Origin of the sequence: Methylophaga lonarensis MPL (assembly GCF_000349205.1) — a bacterium.
Taxonomy (GTDB): domain Bacteria; phylum Pseudomonadota; class Gammaproteobacteria; order Nitrosococcales; family Methylophagaceae; genus Methylophaga; species Methylophaga lonarensis.
This window is the reverse complement of record NZ_APHR01000037.1, coordinates 45473-63146: the sequence shown is the minus strand read 5'-3', so window position 1 is coordinate 63146 and position 17674 is coordinate 45473. Positions and strand designations below refer to the sequence as shown.

The 17674-nt window shown below is 49.1% G+C and carries 20 protein-coding genes; 8 read left to right on the top strand and 12 right to left on the bottom strand.

Annotated features, from left to right (window positions below):
• Together MPL1_RS07415 and MPL1_RS07410 are read right to left on the bottom strand one after the other, a co-directional pair.
• A complete protein-coding gene (locus tag MPL1_RS07415) occupies positions 1 to 2475 on the bottom strand; it encodes an ABC transporter permease (protein WP_009726507.1) in 2475 nt (824 codons plus the stop codon).
• An 88-nt stretch (positions 2476 to 2563) separates the two neighbouring features.
• The gene (locus MPL1_RS07410; RefSeq protein WP_009726506.1) at positions 2564 to 3283 is read right to left on the bottom strand and encodes an ABC transporter ATP-binding protein; all 720 of its coding nucleotides are present in this window, start codon (positions 3281 to 3283) and stop codon (positions 2564 to 2566) included.
• 48 nt (positions 3284 to 3331) lie between these two features.
• On the opposite strand from MPL1_RS07410, the gene MPL1_RS07405 reads away from it, so the two are divergent.
• Positions 3332 to 3973 carry an arylesterase gene (locus tag MPL1_RS07405; protein ID WP_009726505.1) on the top strand — a complete coding sequence of 214 codons (642 nt, stop codon included), beginning with the start codon at positions 3332 to 3334 and terminating at the stop codon, positions 3971 to 3973.
• Positions 3974 to 3999: 26 nt separating this feature from the next.
• On the opposite strand, the gene MPL1_RS07400 is transcribed toward MPL1_RS07405, so the two are convergent.
• Complete coding sequence (locus MPL1_RS07400) at positions 4000 to 4302, bottom strand: hypothetical protein (RefSeq protein ID WP_009726504.1); 303 nt, start codon at positions 4300 to 4302, stop codon at positions 4000 to 4002.
• Between the two features lie 153 nt (positions 4303 to 4455).
• Between MPL1_RS07400 and MPL1_RS07395 the strand changes: the two genes are divergently transcribed.
• Positions 4456 to 6216: an NAD-dependent malic enzyme gene (locus MPL1_RS07395; RefSeq protein WP_009726503.1), complete on the top strand. Its 1761-nt coding sequence runs from the start codon at positions 4456 to 4458 to the stop codon at positions 6214 to 6216.
• Here MPL1_RS07395 and MPL1_RS07390 read toward each other — a convergent pair.
• The gene (locus tag MPL1_RS07390) at positions 6163 to 6513 is read right to left on the bottom strand and encodes a DUF3147 family protein (RefSeq protein WP_009726502.1); all 351 of its coding nucleotides are present in this window, start codon (positions 6511 to 6513) and stop codon (positions 6163 to 6165) included. The two genes, MPL1_RS07395 and MPL1_RS07390, sit on opposite strands and share 54 nt — an antisense overlap.
• A gap of 148 nt (positions 6514 to 6661) precedes the next feature.
• On the opposite strand from MPL1_RS07390, the gene MPL1_RS07385 reads away from it, so the two are divergent.
• Positions 6662 to 7027, top strand: a complete 366-nt coding sequence (locus MPL1_RS07385) for a cupin domain-containing protein (RefSeq protein WP_235045551.1) — start codon at positions 6662 to 6664, stop codon at positions 7025 to 7027.
• Positions 7028 to 7096: 69 nt separating this feature from the next.
• On the opposite strand, the gene MPL1_RS07380 is transcribed toward MPL1_RS07385, so the two are convergent.
• A complete protein-coding gene (locus MPL1_RS07380) occupies positions 7097 to 7504 on the bottom strand; it encodes a surface-adhesin E family protein (protein ID WP_009726500.1) in 408 nt (135 codons plus the stop codon).
• Positions 7505 to 7588: 84 nt separating this feature from the next.
• Positions 7589 to 8662: an NAD(P)-dependent alcohol dehydrogenase gene (locus MPL1_RS07375; protein WP_009726499.1), complete on the bottom strand. Its 1074-nt coding sequence runs from the start codon at positions 8660 to 8662 to the stop codon at positions 7589 to 7591.
• 436 nt (positions 8663 to 9098) lie between these two features.
• Here MPL1_RS07375 and MPL1_RS13445 point away from each other — a divergent pair, with 436 nt between their 5' ends.
• The 3 genes from MPL1_RS13445 to MPL1_RS07365 all read left to right on the top strand — a co-directional run bounded on the left by MPL1_RS13445 (position 9099) and on the right by MPL1_RS07365 (position 10257).
• Entirely contained in the window at positions 9099 to 9305 is a 207-nt protein-coding gene (locus MPL1_RS13445) for a cold-shock protein (RefSeq protein ID WP_009726498.1), read from the top strand.
• A gap of 186 nt (positions 9306 to 9491) precedes the next feature.
• Positions 9492 to 9563 carry a pyrroloquinoline quinone precursor peptide PqqA gene (pqqA, locus tag MPL1_RS13440; protein ID WP_081443609.1) on the top strand — a complete coding sequence of 24 codons (72 nt, stop codon included), beginning with the start codon at positions 9492 to 9494 and terminating at the stop codon, positions 9561 to 9563.
• Positions 9564 to 9663: 100 nt separating this feature from the next.
• On the top strand, positions 9664 to 10257 hold the full coding sequence (locus MPL1_RS07365; protein ID WP_009726497.1) for a TetR/AcrR family transcriptional regulator: 594 nt from the start codon (positions 9664 to 9666) through the stop codon (positions 10255 to 10257).
• A gap of 12 nt (positions 10258 to 10269) precedes the next feature.
• Here the strand turns inward: MPL1_RS07365 and MPL1_RS07360 are convergent, their stop codons facing one another.
• Complete coding sequence (locus MPL1_RS07360; protein ID WP_009726496.1) at positions 10270 to 10587, bottom strand: hypothetical protein; 318 nt, start codon at positions 10585 to 10587, stop codon at positions 10270 to 10272.
• 130 nt (positions 10588 to 10717) lie between these two features.
• Here MPL1_RS07360 and MPL1_RS07355 point away from each other — a divergent pair, with 130 nt between their 5' ends.
• Positions 10718 to 11104, top strand: a complete 387-nt coding sequence (locus MPL1_RS07355; protein ID WP_051057034.1) for a hypothetical protein — start codon at positions 10718 to 10720, stop codon at positions 11102 to 11104.
• An 11-nt stretch (positions 11105 to 11115) separates the two neighbouring features.
• Here the strand turns inward: MPL1_RS07355 and MPL1_RS07350 are convergent, their stop codons facing one another.
• Together MPL1_RS07350 and MPL1_RS07345 are read right to left on the bottom strand one after the other, a co-directional pair.
• Entirely contained in the window at positions 11116 to 12360 is a 1245-nt protein-coding gene (locus MPL1_RS07350; RefSeq protein ID WP_009726494.1) for an ABC transporter permease, read from the bottom strand.
• The gene (locus MPL1_RS07345; protein WP_009726493.1) at positions 12350 to 13057 is read right to left on the bottom strand and encodes an ABC transporter ATP-binding protein; all 708 of its coding nucleotides are present in this window, start codon (positions 13055 to 13057) and stop codon (positions 12350 to 12352) included. The genes MPL1_RS07350 and MPL1_RS07345 overlap by 11 nt, the downstream gene beginning before the upstream one ends.
• A 52-nt stretch (positions 13058 to 13109) precedes the next feature.
• On the opposite strand from MPL1_RS07345, the gene MPL1_RS07340 reads away from it, so the two are divergent.
• On the top strand, positions 13110 to 13679 hold the full coding sequence (locus MPL1_RS07340; protein ID WP_009726492.1) for a DUF3299 domain-containing protein: 570 nt from the start codon (positions 13110 to 13112) through the stop codon (positions 13677 to 13679).
• 8 nt (positions 13680 to 13687) lie between these two features.
• Here the strand turns inward: MPL1_RS07340 and MPL1_RS07335 are convergent, their stop codons facing one another.
• The 3 genes from MPL1_RS07335 to MPL1_RS07325 are packed head-to-tail and all read right to left on the bottom strand — an operon-like array spanning position 13688 to position 17647.
• Positions 13688 to 15331, bottom strand: coding sequence for a formylmethanofuran dehydrogenase subunit A (locus MPL1_RS07335; RefSeq protein ID WP_009726491.1), 1644 nt, complete (start codon positions 15329 to 15331; stop codon positions 13688 to 13690).
• Positions 15312 to 16325, bottom strand: coding sequence for a CobW family GTP-binding protein (locus tag MPL1_RS13700; protein ID WP_009726490.1), 1014 nt, complete (start codon positions 16323 to 16325; stop codon positions 15312 to 15314). The genes MPL1_RS07335 and MPL1_RS13700 overlap by 20 nt, the downstream gene beginning before the upstream one ends.
• The gene (locus MPL1_RS07325) at positions 16325 to 17647 is read right to left on the bottom strand and encodes a DUF3526 domain-containing protein (protein WP_235045550.1); all 1323 of its coding nucleotides are present in this window, start codon (positions 17645 to 17647) and stop codon (positions 16325 to 16327) included. Before MPL1_RS07325 ends, MPL1_RS13700 begins: the two co-directional genes overlap by 1 nt.
• Positions 17648 to 17674: the final 27 nt, after the last annotated feature.

Sequence of the window (17674 nt, the reverse complement as noted above, 5' to 3'; positions counted from 1 at the left end):
TTATTCCAAACGTCGTAACAATAACATCGGCGATACCTCCAATACCGGCTTTAACTGCCATCTTCCAAAGGCTGCAATCAACACAGCACTGACCACTGGCACCACCAATATCAGTGGCCAATGCAACTGAAACTGACCCTCAAACAAACGATATTGCAATCCCCACACCGCCAGTTCTGCAGCCATGACACCAGCAAGTCCAGCGAAAAAGCCGATCATGGCAAACTCAAGCATGATGCTTCGATTCATCAATCGCTGTGTTCCACCAAGTGTGCGAATCAACGCGCCCTCTCGCTGACGCTCTGCCAGTGTGGCACTGACGACCGAGAACATCACCGCCAATGCCGCCAGCAGAATCATCACCAGAATGGCTTCGACTGCCTGACTGACCTGAGAAATGATGTTTTGAATACGCTCAATGATGTGATCAATTTCTAACAAGGCAATGGTGGGAAATTGCCTGACAAAATCATTGAGGATCAATTTGTCTTCATCTGCCAGATAAAAGCTGGTCAGCCATGTGGCTGGTTGGTTGGTCAGCGCGCCCTGTTCAGGAAACATGAAAAAGAAATTAGGCCGCATGCTGTCCCACTGAACACTTCTGATACTGGTCACAGGTTCACTGATAACCTCAGCACCGATACTGAATTGCAGTTCATCACCTATCTGCAAACCGAGCGTTTCAGCAATGGATTGTTCAACAGACACACCCCAACGTTCTTGCTGAGTAAACCACTGCCCTGCCAGGACGCTATTATCTTCTGGCAGTGCACTGCTTGCAGTTAAACTCAATTCCCGGTTCAACTCACTCACCTGCTCCGGGTTGACAATCCACTCATTGGCGTATGTGCCATTAATAGCGATTAAGCGCCCGCGGACAATCGGATAAAGCGGGTTTTGGTCGATGTCATGTTGAGTCAAAAAAGCTTCAACTGACTCGACCGAATCAGCGGGGATATTCAACAGAAAATGATTGGGGGCATCTTCCGGCAGTTGTGCTTGCCAGTCGGATAATAAAGCTGTCCTGGTCAGAATCAGTGTCGAAGCCAGCATCAGCGTCATTGCAAACACCGTTAACTGAACCAGACTGGCGGAGCGATGACGTTTGAGTCGGATAACCGCCATCTTCCAGCTTTGCCAGGTAAATGACAGTTTGCCGAGAAGCTTCAACAGCACGGCACTGCCTGTGGCCAGAGTCACTAACAACAAAGACAAGCCAGAAAACAGCGCCAGCACCAGCAGGCCATCAGCGGTGTATAGCCAAATCAAGGCAAACACGGCCAACAGTGCCAGGCTGGTTTCGACAAGGCTAGCGGCCGGTTTCGATTGTTCAAGACTTCTGAATACCCGCATTGCCGGAATATCACGCAATCGAGAGATGGCTGGCCAGGCAAAGGCAAACAAGACAACAGCGGCTGTCAGCACGGCTGGCCAGACCGGCCATAGTGACCACTGAAACTGCAAGCTTTGATCCATCAATCTGGCCGCTATGCTGGCCAATAACAAGGCGGCAGGTATCGCCAGTAATAGTCCCAAAATCGCCGTACAAACACCCCACAGCCCCAGCCTGAACAGATAGTGTTGCTGGATTTTCCGTCCGGTCATGCCGAAGGTTTTGTAAAGCGCCACGACATCTCTTTGTGAGCGCGCATATTCTCGACTGGAAACAGCAATCGCAACTGCCGCCAGTAAAACGGCCAAGCTGCCACCCAGCATTAAAAACGCCTCGGCTCGCGCCAGTGCTTCGCCCAGACTTTCAGTCTGTCGCACATCAACCCAACGAAACTCTCCGGCAATTTGCGGTTCGAGCCATTGTTCGAGATCGACAAGCGCTGACTCTGCGCCAGCAAACAATGCCTGATGCCGAATGCGACTGCCCGGCTGGATCACCTCGGTGGACGGCACATCATCAAAATGCATCATCAGTCTGGGTGCAAGTGCCGATAAATTCATTCTGGCATCCGGTTCACGCACCAAAAGGCCGCTCACCTTGAACGCCGTTACCCCTATTTCGACTTCATCACCTAATGATACTTCCAGCATTCTCATCAGCCGGGGATTCAGCCAAACTTCGCCTCGCGCCGGGCCATGCATAATCGATTGCCGAGGGCTATCCAGATCACTCTGCCAGTCCAGCTCTCCTCTTAATGGGTATTGATCATCGACCGCTTTAACCGCAACCAGATGAAAGCCCGAATCACTTGCCACCATGGTGGAAAATTCAGCCACCAGACTGGTTTTCAGACCTTGTGACTGGGCCTGCCCTATCCACTCACTCGGGATCGGCGCACTGCTACGACTGTTCAGTTGCCGATCTGCTGCAAGAAAGGCATTGGCAGAGCTGAGTAATGTTTGCTGCAAATGCTCAGAAAAAAGACTTATCGTGGCAACACTGCTGACCGCAATCAGCAATGAAATCAGCATGACCTTGACTGTACGCTGCCGCAAATCCCTGAATATCAGTACTCCGTTCATTTGCGTCCTTGTCGTAGCTGGACCAATAAAGTCATGAGCGAATGTCCCTTCAATATTTGAAAATCTATGGCATGGTGCTGTTGAGTTTTCACGCATCCATCCCCTGTGGTCGCTCATGCAGATGACCGGCTTCGATGATGAACTGGCGGTCGCAGCGATCAGCCAATGCTTCATCATGAGTGACCATCACCAGCGTTGTGCCTTGCTCACGGTTAAGTTGCATCAGCAACTCGGCCACTGTGTTGCCGGTCTGGCTGTCGAGGTTTCCAGTAGGCTCATCGGCAAACAAAATTTTCGGCTCCACTGCAAAAGCACGCGCAATGGCAACTCGCTGCTGCTCACCGCCCGATAATTGCCTCGGCGTGTGCTGTAATCTTTGCTCAAGCCCAACCCGTTTCAATAGATCTTGTGCACGCTGCTGAGCCGAATCAACCCCTGACAACTCCAGTGGCAACATGACATTTTCCAACGCAGTCAAAGCGGGCAATAACTGGAAAGATTGAAATACAAATCCAACACGACTTGCCCGTAAAGCGGCGCGTTCATCTTCGCTGATGGTCAACAGCGAGTGTCCATCCAGCCATATTTCACCGGATACCGCAGTGTCCAATCCGGCCATCAGACCTAGCAATGTGGTTTTTCCAGAACCTGAGCGGCCAACGATGGCGGCAGATTCCCCATAAGCAATTTTCAGGTTGATATCGCTAAGGATAGGCAACTGTTGATCAGACAATGTGATGTGATGATTCAGCTTGCGTACTTCGATCATGCAGTCATTGCCACTTGCCGATTGTCTATCTGTGAGCATATCGTCTCCTTTGTTGCTTACAGTTTGCATGAGATCCCTTTTTTGACTATGAAAGTTTTCATTTTTTTACTCAGTGTCAGTTTCTGGCTCACTACTCCGCTAAAGGCGAGTGAAACTGAACCCGTATTATTGGTAGTGGGCGACAGCCTCAGTGCTGCCTATGGTATTGATACGGATAAAAGCTGGGTTGCCCTGTTACGAGAGAGACTCTCCGATGACAACACGCCTGACTGGCAGGTGGTTAATGCCAGTATCAGCGGCGAAACCACAGAAGGTGGCCTTGCACGACTGCCCGGATTGCTTGCACAACACCAGCCGGATTTGGTCATCATTGAACTCGGCGGAAATGACGGTCTGCGAGGTCACCCATTACCATCGATTCGGGCCAATCTGGAACAGATGATTCAAATGACCCTGACAGACGCACGAATCCTCCTGGTGGGCATTGAATTACCGCCCAATTATGGACCACGTTATACCCGCGCTTTTGCCGATATATATCGGGAGCTTGCCGAGGCTTATCAGGTCGATTTGCTGCCGTTTTTCCTTGAAGGTGTCTATGATGCCGATGCCATGATGCAAGCTGATGGGCTCCACCCTACAGAAGCAGCACAACCACAATTGCTGGAAAACATCTGGCCTTATCTAAAACCTTTACTGACAAGCGCTAATCTGTCTGCTCGACTTTGATTTACTTAAATCAAGTGACACCGAAGTTATGGCTGAAACCGGGCACAGCTTTCATGCACTTTCTCTTTAACATCACTCTCCGACATCTCGTCAGGCAAGGCATAAGCAAGATTGATAGCCAGGTCGGCCATTCTTAAAAATTCATCATTGGCAAACTCCGGCCTGTGTTGCTGCATGACTTCGTCATAGCTTTTGCCACTTTGCTTGTGGTGATAATAATCACTGGTCAGCGCGGCGATCATTTCGCATTGCGGGTTGTCGCTTGCCAAGGCAGCAGACATTGACAGGCTCAGGCTGAGCATCGTCAGAACGGTCAGGGGAGTTTTCATCGGCATCTCGCTTGGCTTGTATTAGTGTCTCTGACACAATCAACTGAACAAAAATTCCTCATGCCAATCGGACTGTGCCGGATGCAATCCAATCTCAACATAAGGTATGGTGAAGCCAACACATTTGAACAGTTTCGACGCTAAGGGTCCTTTATGTCAAAGCCAGAGCAGACAGCACAAGCAGCACTTTTTGTTTCGAGCACAGGCAGCGATCTTCTGGCCAATTCACTGCTCAACAAAGGCACAGCGTTCACCGCTGAAGAACGAGAAGCCTTTAAATTAAAAGGCCTGCTACCCGGACGCATCGAAAGCCTGCAACAACAAGCCGCCCGCGCCTACCATCAATACAATAGCTTTTCCGAGGCCATCAATAAGCACATCTATTTACGAATGCTTCAGGATGCCAATGAAACGCTTTTTTACTACCTGCTAGAACAGCATCTTGATGAAATGATGCCGGTGATTTACACCCCAACTGTCGGTGAGGCCTGCGAGCAATTCTCCGAAATATACCGCCGCCCCAGAGGCTTGTTCATCAGCTACCCGGATCGACATCGAATCAAGGAGTTGCTTGATAACGTTGATCATCAGGACATCAAGGTTATCGTGGTCACTGATGGCAGCCGTATTCTGGGTTTGGGCGATCAGGGTGCAGGCGGAATGGGCATTCCGATTGGCAAACTTTCACTCTACACCGCCTGTGCCGGTATTGACCCGGCAGTGACGCTGCCGGTGATGCTTGATGTTGGCACCAACAATCCCCAATTGCTTGATAACCCGCTCTACATCGGCTGGCAACACAAGCGTATCAGCGACCATGACTACGATGCATTTGTGGATCTGTTTATCGAGGCTGCTCAGACTAAGTGGCCGGATGTGCTGCTGCAATTTGAAGATTTTGAGCAACAAAAAGCACTGCCCTTACTGCAACGCTATCGGCAACAGATCTGCTGTTTCAATGATGATATCCAGGGAACAGCCAGCGTCACTGTAGGCACACTGTTGGCAGCCTGCAAGGTCAAAGGTGAACAATTGCGAGATCAAACACTGGTCTTTGCTGGTGCCGGCTCTGCGGGCTGCGGCATTGCCGAACAGATTGTCACTCAAATGCAGGCCGAAGGTCTGACACAAGCCGAAGCACGAAGCCGAATTTATATGGTAGACCGACAGGGATTGCTGAGTTCGGATATGCAGGGTCTATTCGACTTCCAACAGCAACTGGCTCAATCTGCCGATAAACTCAAACACTGGCCAGTCGACAGTACATTCATCAGCCTGGCTGACACTATCAAATTCAGTGCTGCCACAGTACTGATTGGTGTCTCAGGTCAACCCGGCCTGTTTGATGAAGCCATGGTCAAACAACTTCACAGTCAATGCCAGCGGCCGATTATTTTTCCATTAAGTAACCCTTCAAGTCGCGTTGAAGCAGTGCCTTCAGATTTGCTGCACTGGACCCAAGGGCAGGCGATCATCGCCACCGGCAGCCCATTTAAACCGGTAAAACTAAATGATCAATGGATACCGATTGCCCAGTGTAATAACAGTTATATTTTCCCCGGTATTGGCCTTGCAGTCATTGCAGGCAACATTCACTCTATCACTGATGAGATGCTGACACAGGCCAGTGAGGTATTGGCAGAAGCTTCACCGGCTGGTCAGTCTGCTGGCGAGAATCCGGCACTGTTGCCTGCACTTGATGACGTGTTCGAACTCAGTCAGACGATTGCGTTCAGTGTTATCAAGGTCGCACAATCGCAAGGTCTGGCAGCAGAGATGGATGATTCACAGATTCACCACGCAATCAAACAACACCTGTGGAGACCACGCTACCGCCCGTATCAAGTTGCAAAACAGGCTTTAGATCAAGTGTATGCCGAAACGTTTGACAATGAGTGCAAACAGCAAAAATGAGCCCATGGTGATCGGGATAGACACCAGCATCGCTGGCCAGAAGCCATATCGTTGCATCATGTAAGGAAATACCAGGAACATTGGCAATGTAGGGATCACATACCAAAACGTGTACCAGGCATGATTGGCAATTTTGTCCGCCGGCTGTTTTTCAAAATACAGCCATAACAAGGTCAAAACCGTGATTAAAGGTAAGGCAGCCACCAGTGCACCGAGTTTGTCACTGCGCTTGGCGATCTCTGAAATCAGTACCACCATTCCCGCGGTAATGAGGTACTTGCTAATGAGCCAGGCCATTGTTGTCTCTCCCAAACTAAGATGCGCGCTGAATACAGGTCGTAGATTATGCCGATGCGATTGCTTTTTTGCTATTATTCCCCGGTCAATGACTGACAGCCGCAGCATGTAACAATGACCAGGGCCTGTTGATGTTTCGGAGGCAGCGATGAAAGATCAACAGGCCTTGGGTTACCTGCTTCCAGTCAGGGTCTCCCCGCTCGACCCTGATTTATCATTAAGTTTATTCAGGATAGTTATGCCAGAAATCAAGATTGTGAAGAACCCGACTGAAGATTTTCTCAAGCAAATTGGCGTTGCCAGTTGGGAGACTTGGGATTGCCCGGTAACAGAATTCAGACTGGACTTCGATGAAACCGAAAAAGCCTATATTCTCGAAGGTGAAATTGTTGTCACTCCAGATGGTGCGGCGTCTGTCACCATCGTTCCTGGTGACTATGTAGAATTTCCAGCCGGACTGAAAAGCATGTGGCGCGTCACCAAACAACTGAAAAAACATTACAGCTACGATTAAACGCTGTTTGTTTTTGCCAATAAAAAGGGCGCTCGATGAGCGCCCTTTTTTATCACCAATCAAACCAGCTCAGTCACAGGCAAGCATGCGTTCAGCATCCCGCTGCGTCTCTTCAGGAACTGGTCGCCAATCGTTATCCGGTAAATCACGTTCGAAGATTGTTTCACCACCCGCCTGATGTTCAGTATGACGTGAATAATAAAGAATACGCGACTTGGCTTGTTGACAGTCGAATTCAAAAAAACCCATCTGTGAAACGAACGCTTCGCCACTGCTGCGATCTTCTCTAGCCTCAGCAAAGTCTGACAACATCCACATAGTGGCATTGCCTGACTGTCGATCAATAGTGGTCAGGTCTGCAAAGAAACTGACACCGCCTTCTTTACCAATCGCAGACCAGACACGCTCTGATTCTGCTGCATGCAGCTGTGGGACAGTCATCAGTACAACGGCGGATGCAAGTGATACTAATTTCATGATGCTCCTTGTATCTTTACCAACAAGTATTAGCCGACCAGATCCAAAATAGTGAGTTCCTCAATAGGGACCGAGAAAGAGATTTCAGGTCTCAATGGCGACCTTGAGTACGCCATCACGCTGATGTGAAAACAGCTCATAGGCCTCTTTTATCTGCTCAAGTTTGAAACGATGAGTCACCATCGCTCCAAGATCCAGACGTCCCGAAGCAATAATATCCATCAACCTGCGCATGCGTTCCTTGCCTCCAGGACACAATGAAGTGATGATTTTATGGTCGCCAAGGCCCGCACAAAAAGCATCAAGCGGGATAGTCAGATTGCCGGAGTACACCCCGAGGCTAGACAGGGTGCCGCCAGGTTTAAGCACTCGAAGTGCCGACTCAAATGTCTGCTGCAAGCCAAGCGCCTCTATCGAGGCATCCACCCCGCGACCACCGGTCAGTTTCATGATCTCGGCGACCACATCATCTTTACGAAAATCCAGTGTGATGTCTGCGCCCATTTGCTTGGCCATGGTAAGCCGCTCATCCACTCCATCGACCGCAATAATCAGACTCGCTCCGCGTAAGCGAGCACCTGCTGTTGCACACAGGCCAATGGGACCTTGGGCAAACACCGCCACTATGTCACCAATACGGATATTGGCTGATTCTGCGCCAGCAAAACCAGTGGACATGATGTCAGGACACATTAACACCTGCTCATCACTTAGATTTTCAGGAACTGGTGACAAATTGGCCTGAGCATCCGGCACTAAAAGATACTCGGCTTGTGCACCGTCAATGGTGTTGCCAAAACGCCAGCCCCCCATGGGTTTGTAGCCATGACTGTGTGAACCACCATCTTGAGCCGAACAGCCATCCTGACAGGCATAAGAGGAAAAACTTGGACAGATGGCACCAGCAATCACACGCTGTCCTTCCTGATATCCCTGAACATTACGTCCTAGCTTTTCAATCACACCGACTGGCTCATGACCGATGGTCAATCCAGGCGCGACCGGGTATTCCCCTTTCAGGATATGCACATCTGTTCCACAGATTGTCGTCGTCGTGATTCTGATCAAGGCTTCATTGGGCCCAACATCCGGAATGGGTTTATCTTCGATTTCAATTCGCCCGGGTTCGACAAACACCGCCGCTTTCATCATTGCCATTGGAATTCTCCTCTCATTGCATCAGCTGCATACCCACGCTAACAGCTATTATCATCACAATCAATAGGGTAATTATCTGTCAACTCACCCAGACATATACCCATAAAGATTATATAAATCAGATATTTGTAAAAATATTCACGCTTGAGAAATGTTCCTGGAGAGCGGCAAGCTGACGGCCTTCTGGGAATCACTGAAAAGTCGCCTTTTAAAGGCATCAAAATAATAAAAATCAGGCTGTTAAAATGTTTTGACCTTGTTTAAAAATCCCTATACAGTATCAATTGCTTGAAAACCGCTTGATGATTATTTACGCATTTCGAAGTTTTACCTTAAGTGTCACCGCTGCCGTAGCTCGTCCTGTTTGTAACAATCATGCTCTTTTCCAGCGAGGCCCAACTGGGCAGTTTTTATATTTACGAATAGGAAATTTAACATGGCTACTTCTACTGGTACCGTAAAATGGTTTAACGACGCTAAAGGCTTCGGTTTCATCGAACAAGAAAACGGCCCTGACGTTTTTGCTCACTTCAGCCAAATCCAAGGCGAAGGTTTCAAAAGCCTGGCCGAAGGCCAACGCGTTGAGTTCACTGTGACTCAAGGCCAAAAAGGTCCACAAGCCGAAAACATCGTCAGACTGTAATAGTCCACGATAGACGCTTACCAAAAAGCCCTGCTGATTTTCAGCAGGGCTTTTTTTTATGTTCAGAAAAATCCTGACCATAATCGAGTATCAAGCTGATTTTTAATATTAGCGGCCAAGTTAACATGAAGCTGTGGTTGAATCTGAACGGATGACCACACACATCAATCAGTTGAGGATACGACCATGTGGACTAAACCAGAATACTCAGATATGCGTTTCGGCTTTGAAGTCACTATGTATATCTGCAATCGCTAATTAGAGCGATATGCCTGCAAAAGCCCCGGTAACCCCGGGGCTTTTGTGTTTTTAGCGTTTGCAGATTATTCTGGTGCCATGAGTGCAGAGGAATAATCTGATGTCTGAAACACCCCTCACCGATGCCATTATTGACACAGCTGTCATGCTGGCCGCCCAGTCAGACTGGGAATCGCTCAGACTTTATCAAGTCGCAGAAAAACTTGGCATCAGCCTCAATGACATACGATCACAATTTAACGAGAAAGATGCCATAGTTGATGCCTGGTTTGACCGTGCCGATCAAGCGATGCTTGACGCTTGTGAGCAAACCGGTTTCTTAGAGATGTCGGCACGCCAAAAAATCGTTCATTGTCTGATGGCCTGGTTTGAGGCTTTAGGCAAACAACAGCAAGTCACCCGACAAATGATCGCCGCCAAACTTGAGTTTGGTCATGTGCACATCCAGTTTCCTGCGATTATGCGAATCAGTCGCACGGTGCAATGGTTACGCGAGGCCGCGCAGCGCAATGCACCTCTGCCACGCCGGGCACTGGAAGAGACAGCACTGACCAGTATCTACATCGCAACGTTTGGCTTCTGGCTCAATGATCGTTCTCATCAATACCAAGCCACTCGGCAATTGCTGGATTTCAAATTATCGATTGCCGAGCGGTTCAGTCGATGTCTGTTTCGCGACAGTAAAACAGACTAGAGGCTTGTGATCTCAAGGTCTGTTCTCCGGCTCATAGATAGCGTCGGCTTGCTGATTGCGGGTCGGAGGAAAGTTGGAAAACAACATGCCCAGTGCATAAAACAGCAGCAACAGGCAATAAAACAAGAACAGGTTATCTTCGCGACCAAGGCCGAACAAAGCCCAGAGCGCGACCACCCAAAACACCATATTGAGCGAGAACGCTAATGCATGACCAAAGCGCTTCTTACCGAGTTGATACATGTAACCGGCAAACAAGCCAGTCATGCCACCGCCGATAACTGCCAAAATGACAAGCAGCACCCAGCCAGTTATTGAAAACTCTGTCACTTTTGCCTCCAGTCAATGTTTTGCCGATGACTTGATAGACTAAAAATCTAAGCTGATTACTCTCCGATATTGGATTGAATTTTGGTTTGGTGGTATTTTTCAGTCAATGTCTTCGAGGCTGAGATGAAACATGCAGAGATTATCAGCATTGTGTGCCATGGCATTATTACTGGCTGGCTGTGATCAGACAACTGATGTACAGCAGTCGCCGATTGATCATGCCGAACGCACTAACCAGCTGGTCACACAACTGACCGATCACTGCTATCAACAATGGCAGGAACTCGAATGGACGGTGGGCGAAGATCAATCCAGTGCCGCCGACAATCAGGCCTTTAGTGGTGGCATCCAAAAAGTCTGTCAGGCTCGCGTCGAGCTATTTCTGGAAGGCTATGAAATCACCCCGATCATTGAACCCAACAGTCAGCAACACATCTATCCGCTGGTGTTTCGAGTCAGTGTCGAGGAAATCAAAAACCACATTCGTAGTCATTTGCCTGCATTAAGACTCATCTAGCAACGCGTTTATCAGCGTCCCAGATTGGTATGCAAAGCATGTCGATAAGCACTGACGGCAGGCAATAGCGCAACCACAAAAGTCGCCACCAATATCAAGCCAATCATTTGCCACAGTTCGCTGTTAAGCAGTTGTCCTGACAAATGCAGACTGTAATCGACCATTAGCTGATCATGCATGATATGCACAGCTAAATGCAGTCCGGCAACCGCCACTAATATCGCAACCACGGACATGATCAGCGCTTCCAGTTGCAATAGGCTGAAGACTGTCCACGGACCATAACCCAGTGCCCGAAGTACCGACATTTCATAGCGTCGCTCACGCATTGATGCCAGTAACATATTACACATGCCAAACAAGGCGCCTGTGAGTACCAGCATCGAAATCAATCGCAACAGATTTTCAACTGAACCGAGCATTCGCCACAATTCACTGAGTGTTGCGCCGGGAAGAATCGCCATCAGTGCTTCCTGACGATAATCATTGACCATGCGCTGCACATTGAATGTCTGAATTCTCGAAGTGAGGCCGACCATAAATGCAGTAATGGAGTCAGGTGTCAGATCAACACTGTCAGGATCAACTCTGCCTGATCCGGGTATGGGCGCACCGTGCTGCCAGTTGACATGGATAGCCTCTATACCATTCAGACTGACAAACAGTGATTGATCAATCGGGGTACCCGTCGGCGCCAAGATGCCCACTATCTCAAACGGGTAATCATCATGCTGACTGAAACTGACGGCTGCAATGCCATGGGCAAGCACAATTTTTCGGCCTAATTCATAACCTAATTGTCTGGCAACAGCGGCACCGATCACCACGTCAAAAGTGTCATCGAATGGTCGCCCATCGGCAAACTTTAGTGATTGTCTGTTGGCATAACGGAAATGCTCAAAAAAAGCATCGCTTGTGCCAATGACGCGATAGCCGCGATGTGAATCTCCCAGCGACAGTGGAATTGTCCATTCCACGGCCTGGTGGCTGGCAATGTCCTGATAACTTTGCCAGGAGATGTTGTTATTGGGATGACCAATGTGAAACACCGAATACAGCAGTAAATTTAACTGCCCGGTTCTGGCGCCAACGATCAGATCCACGCCGGAAACGGTCTGACTGAAGCTCTCTTTCGCCTGATAGCGAATGGTCTCGACACTGAGCAATACAAAAGCGCTCACCGCAATCATTAACACCGTCAGCATCATGCTGACTTTTCTTTCCAACAAGCTTTTCCAGGCCAGTTTAAACAGCATCTGCCAGCTCCTTATGCTTGCTGAGTTGTTGCATTTCGACCTTGAGTGAAAAATAGTCGGCTAAGCCAGGATCATGACTGACAAACACCAGCGTTCTGTCTTCTGCCCCGGGTAATGCCAGCAGCAATTGCATAAAGCTGTCTCGCGCAGCCATATCAAGTGCAGAGGTGGGTTCATCGACAATTAGTAATTCAGGCTGATTGATTAAGGCTCTGGCAATGGCAACACGCTGTTGTTGTCCCACACTGAGTGCATCGGCGCGTCTGTCCATCAGTATCGGGTCGAGTTGCAGCCCATCAAAGAGTGTAATGATGGCCTCATCCAGCTTTGACGACGTATGTGTGTGATAACGCACCAGTTGGATATTATCTCTCACTGTCAAATAAGGAATCAGATTAAATTGCTGAAATACCAGACCCACATGACGCGCCCGAAACACATCGCGTTGCCGACCAGACATGCTGTGCAGCGCCTGTCCACATACGCTGATTTCTCCGCGCTGAGGCTTGAGTACACCGGCCAATAAATTCAGCAGGGTTGATTTGCCACTGCCAGACGGCCCGTGTACAAAGACCCGTTCTCCGGCATTAACTTGCCAACGTTCGATCTCAAGGATATTCGTTGATGATTTTTTGTCATAACTAAAGCACAGATTGTGAATATCAATCGCTGTACACTGGGTTGTATTCTGCTGCACAATAACTCCCGCTTGTTGGTTCAGACATGCATAGTCACTAAAAAAGCACCCTATGATGATTACACTTCAACGTTTTTCAACGCTGCTACTGCTGATGTTTTGCAGCGTATTCCTGACGCACAATGCCTATGCCGAGTATGAAGAGATCGAATGGGTCGAACTCATTCCGGCAGACGATCTTGCCGCACTACTTGACCCTCCCTCCTGGCTGGATGACATTGAAGACGGCTCGTTTGAGGATCAAATCAGTAACCAAATCCTCGGCGCGCTTGAAATGTCTGGTGACAGTCGTTATCAGCAAGCGCTTTCTTCAACGCAAGTTGTCGAAGCTTACGATAATCGTCAAATCAGACTTCCCGGCTTTGCTGTTCCGGTTGAAATGAATGACAAGCAACAAGTCACCGAGTTCTTTCTGGTGCCCTATTTTGGCGCATGCATCCATTATCCGCCACCACCACCCAATCAAATCATTTACGTTCATGTGCCGGGCGGCATTACTATCGACAGCATCTATGAACCCTACTGGGTTGAAGGCCTGTTAAGAACTTCACTGGTCGAAAACGAAATCGCCGTATCCGCCTACTCACTGTTTGCTGATCAGGTCTATCTCTATACCGAGTAATGATTGATTCAACTGGCCAGCACGAACCGTTCCGGCTGGTCAGAAATCAGTCCGTCATCAACGCCGTAATTGTTCAGTTTGAGACTGTAGAAGCGATCAAAATAGTCTTGTATTGTCCGTTCGATATGCCTGTCATAGCCAGGGCTGACGGCCACTGTCTGTCCCGGTTTGGCTGATAACAGCTCACCCTTGTCCATCACCAGCTCGCCATTTCGAAACAACATGTCGGCACGGGCGAACATGGCGGTTTTGTCATCTTGTTCTGTATAAACCGCGATATCCGCAATCGCACCTGGCGCAAGATGTCCACGATCGGTCAAACCCAACAGTTTGGCTGGCGCGGCGCGGGTCATCACCGCGATATCCGACATTGAATATTCTTGCTGAATGTCCTTCAGCAAAGTCATCTCGGCAATATCCGGATGCAGTTCTGCCAGACAGGCCAAACGATAATCACGATCCATCAGCAAACGCATCAGTTCGGGGTAACGGGTGAAAGGCGCACCATTGGGATGATCAGTGGTGAAAAATAATCGCCAGGGATCACCAGATAGCAGAAATATTTCCAGGCCAATAGCCCATTGCAGACCATTGATAAAACTGGCTTTTTTGTAATGGTAAGGCACGATACCACCGCTGCCTTCACATTCAGCATGCCACATCGCCCACTTGCCGGGACTGGCATCATAGCGACGGGAAAATTGAGCCATGATGTCGCCAGACAAAGTGACTGTCTGACCAAACAAAACCTGACCCACGTCCATGGTGATATTGGGATGTCGATTAAATGCTTCCATTAATCTGGGAGCCGCTGAAGAAAAACCGCGCTGTCCTTCATCGCCGTAGCCATAAAACTGTACATGTGCCAAATGCATCGGCATGCCCGCCGCTGCTTCCATGGTGTCTATCGCGGTTTGCACATTGCCCGGCGTGCCCAGATTATTACAGTGCACATGCACCGGATGCTCAATGCCCGTTTGCATGACTGCCATTTGCAGTTTCTGCAAAATCTGTCTGGAGCTGACGCCATACTCAGGCACCTCATCATCCAGTCCGAATGTTGATACATTGGCTTTAAAGGCCTGGGAACCACCGGCGTTGATGACTTTGAGTCCAAGCGCCTTGGTATGCGTCACCGTCCAGGCGACATAGTCATTGATTTGTTGTTGTGAAGCCCCACTGCGCAACATATTGACCAACAAATCATCACTGCCAAGAATTGCCAGTGCTGCGGTATCGATCACAGGGATTGATGCCATTTCATGATGTACCTGAGGTGCATTGACCGGCAACATCGCAGGCTCAACCACCATGGTATAACCCATTTGCGCATAACGATAACCGGTTTCGGCAGCAGACCAGCGTGCATTGGCAAACGGCAAATTGAGATTGCGTTGCATATGATTACGATGTTGATCTGGCAGCAACAATCTGGCGGTATTCACATTGCCACCGGCGATATGGCTGTGTACATCAATGGCTCCCGCCATCGTCACGGCGCCCTTCAAGTCGTATGTCGTGCTGCAGGTCTGCCCTGCCGCCATTTCGGCACTGATGATTTTGCCATCCTGAATATAAAGATCTGACAACTGTCCATGTAAATTCTGGATTGGGTCATAAACGCGTGCATTGCTAAGTTTGATGAGTGACATGCTCGGCCTTTTTGTTCTGTATGGACAACAACTGGTTTTGTAATTGATCTGCTGAAATCGGTGTGGCGCAAATCATCTCTATTCGGCTTTCTTGTGGCTCAGCCACTGCCTCAACGCTAAGCTCTTTTTCAACCCGTTGAATCAAGCGTCCACCCTGTTCAGTATTAATCAGCGCCTTGAGTCGAAGTACCTCCAGATGCTGAACCCAGTGGATGAACTGTTGAAGATCAAAATTCAGTGTGCGTTCAAATCGCCAGCCAGCGGTATGAAAACCTGCTTGTTGCCTTTGCTTGCGTAGATACCCACCGGCTGGAAGCTGTTCGATATGGCTGTCAACAAACAGATATTCGACTTCACGCTGCCAGCGAGCCTGATTGAATCTGGCCGGTTGTTCAAGCCATTCCGGCTTTAGTTCGGCCTGGCTAGTGCTCACCACCGGAACATCCACCAAATAGTGATCCAGCAATAATTGATTTAGTCGCTCCAGTTGCTCTGCTGGGTACAGGTCCGTTTTATTTGCTACCAACAAGTCAGCAACAGCTATTTGTTGCTGATAAATGTCATGTTTGTAGTAACGTGGATCTTCAAGGTGGCGAGCATCAATCATGGTGATCGTGCTCTGCAAATCGAGTAATTGCTGGTAGGGCTCCCGTGATAACAAAGCGATGACTTCCTCGGGATGGCCCAAGCCGCTGGGTTCAATCAATAATCGATCCGGCCGGTTTGTTCGGCCTATCAGCTCATTGATAGCGACTGTCATCGGTAAACCAGCAGCGCAACACATGCAGCCACCGGGGACCTCCTTGACCTTGACTTGAGGCAGGCCATTTGCCTGCTGCTGGATAATTTCACCATCTATACCAACTTCACCAAATTCATTGACCAGCACCGCCCAGCGTTCATTCGACGGCTTTTGTTGTAACAACTTGCGAATGGCCGTTGTTTTTCCAGTGCCGAGAAATCCAGTGATAATGTTGGTCCGTACACGCTGCATTACAAATCACTCTCTAGCCAGTGTTTTCGACGTGACAGTAGCAGGCCAAGCAATAACACAAATCCCAAAGCAAACTGCATCAGGCCCATTAGCAGGAATGACTGTTTGGGTGCTTGATAGACAAATGCCGGTATCCGGGCAAAATCAGCTTCGCTGAAAGACGCATCATGAAACAAAAACGGATAGTAAAAATCGCGCAGTTCATCATGGTAGGCAATGACCTGATCCAAAAACGCCTGATGTGCCAGCGTGTCATTGCCCGCCATTCGGTTAAGTAAGGTCTGCAAATTAAGTACTGGCGAGCTCCACAAAAAGGCTTGTTGTAATTGCAGTGCCTTTAGTCTTTGCTGACGATAATCCTCAACGCGGTCTTCAACCATCAGATCGCTCATATGCTGCATGGCGAAATACCACTTCCAGTCGAACCCTTCACCCAGCGGGGCCGTATCAGCCCACTCTGGAAAACGCTGCAAATAATTATCCAAATCAGCCTGTCGATCACTATCCCAGCGGTCATGCATGTACTGGCGCTGCTCGGTCATCATGCCGATATGCTCTGCTGCCTGTTGCTGCTGAGCTTGTAGTAGATAGCCAACGCCCGGTATGACAAAACTCAAAATCAGCCAAATACATAGATATAACAAGGTATTAAAGGCCATTTGTCGTTTCAGGCTGATAATCCAGCCAGCCAGTACCATCCAGAATAACTGGTACAGCAACACCAACATAGCAACCAGCAGCCAGCTAATGCCAAAACTGACCGGCGTGATCAGCAACACGGCCAGTAACACCACACTGTTTACGATGGCCAACATGCCAAAACGTAACAGCAGACGTCGCCATAGAATCACCACAGCATTGCTGGACTGTGCAGCAATGATTGGCCAACGGCCTCGCATTTTTTCCTCGGCCAGCAAGTTGACTGACAAGGCACCTATCAGCAAGGGCATCACAAACAACCAGACAAACGCCAGATCCAGATGTCCATAAGCCAAGGCACTGATATTGTGAATCTCCGACGCGTGTAACTGCCCCTGTAAACCCAACAGACGAATGCGCAATTGCACCGGATGTTCATGTCGTTCACCGTGAATCACCCCCGCCCAGACTTCAGGCGTTTGCCAGACCGGCATAAACAGGTAATAGCCAAGATAGCCAGGATCCAGTGCTTCGGCACCCTCCGCCTGATAGCTTGCCAACACCTGTTGCGTTTGCTCGACTACCTGTGCATGAAAAGTCTGTTCCCTATCGACCCGTTGCTGGCCCCAATACAGTGCCAGTAATGCCAATATCAGGTAAGCCAACAGAAACATTCGCGACATCCGCGATCGCCACAACAGTCTGAATTC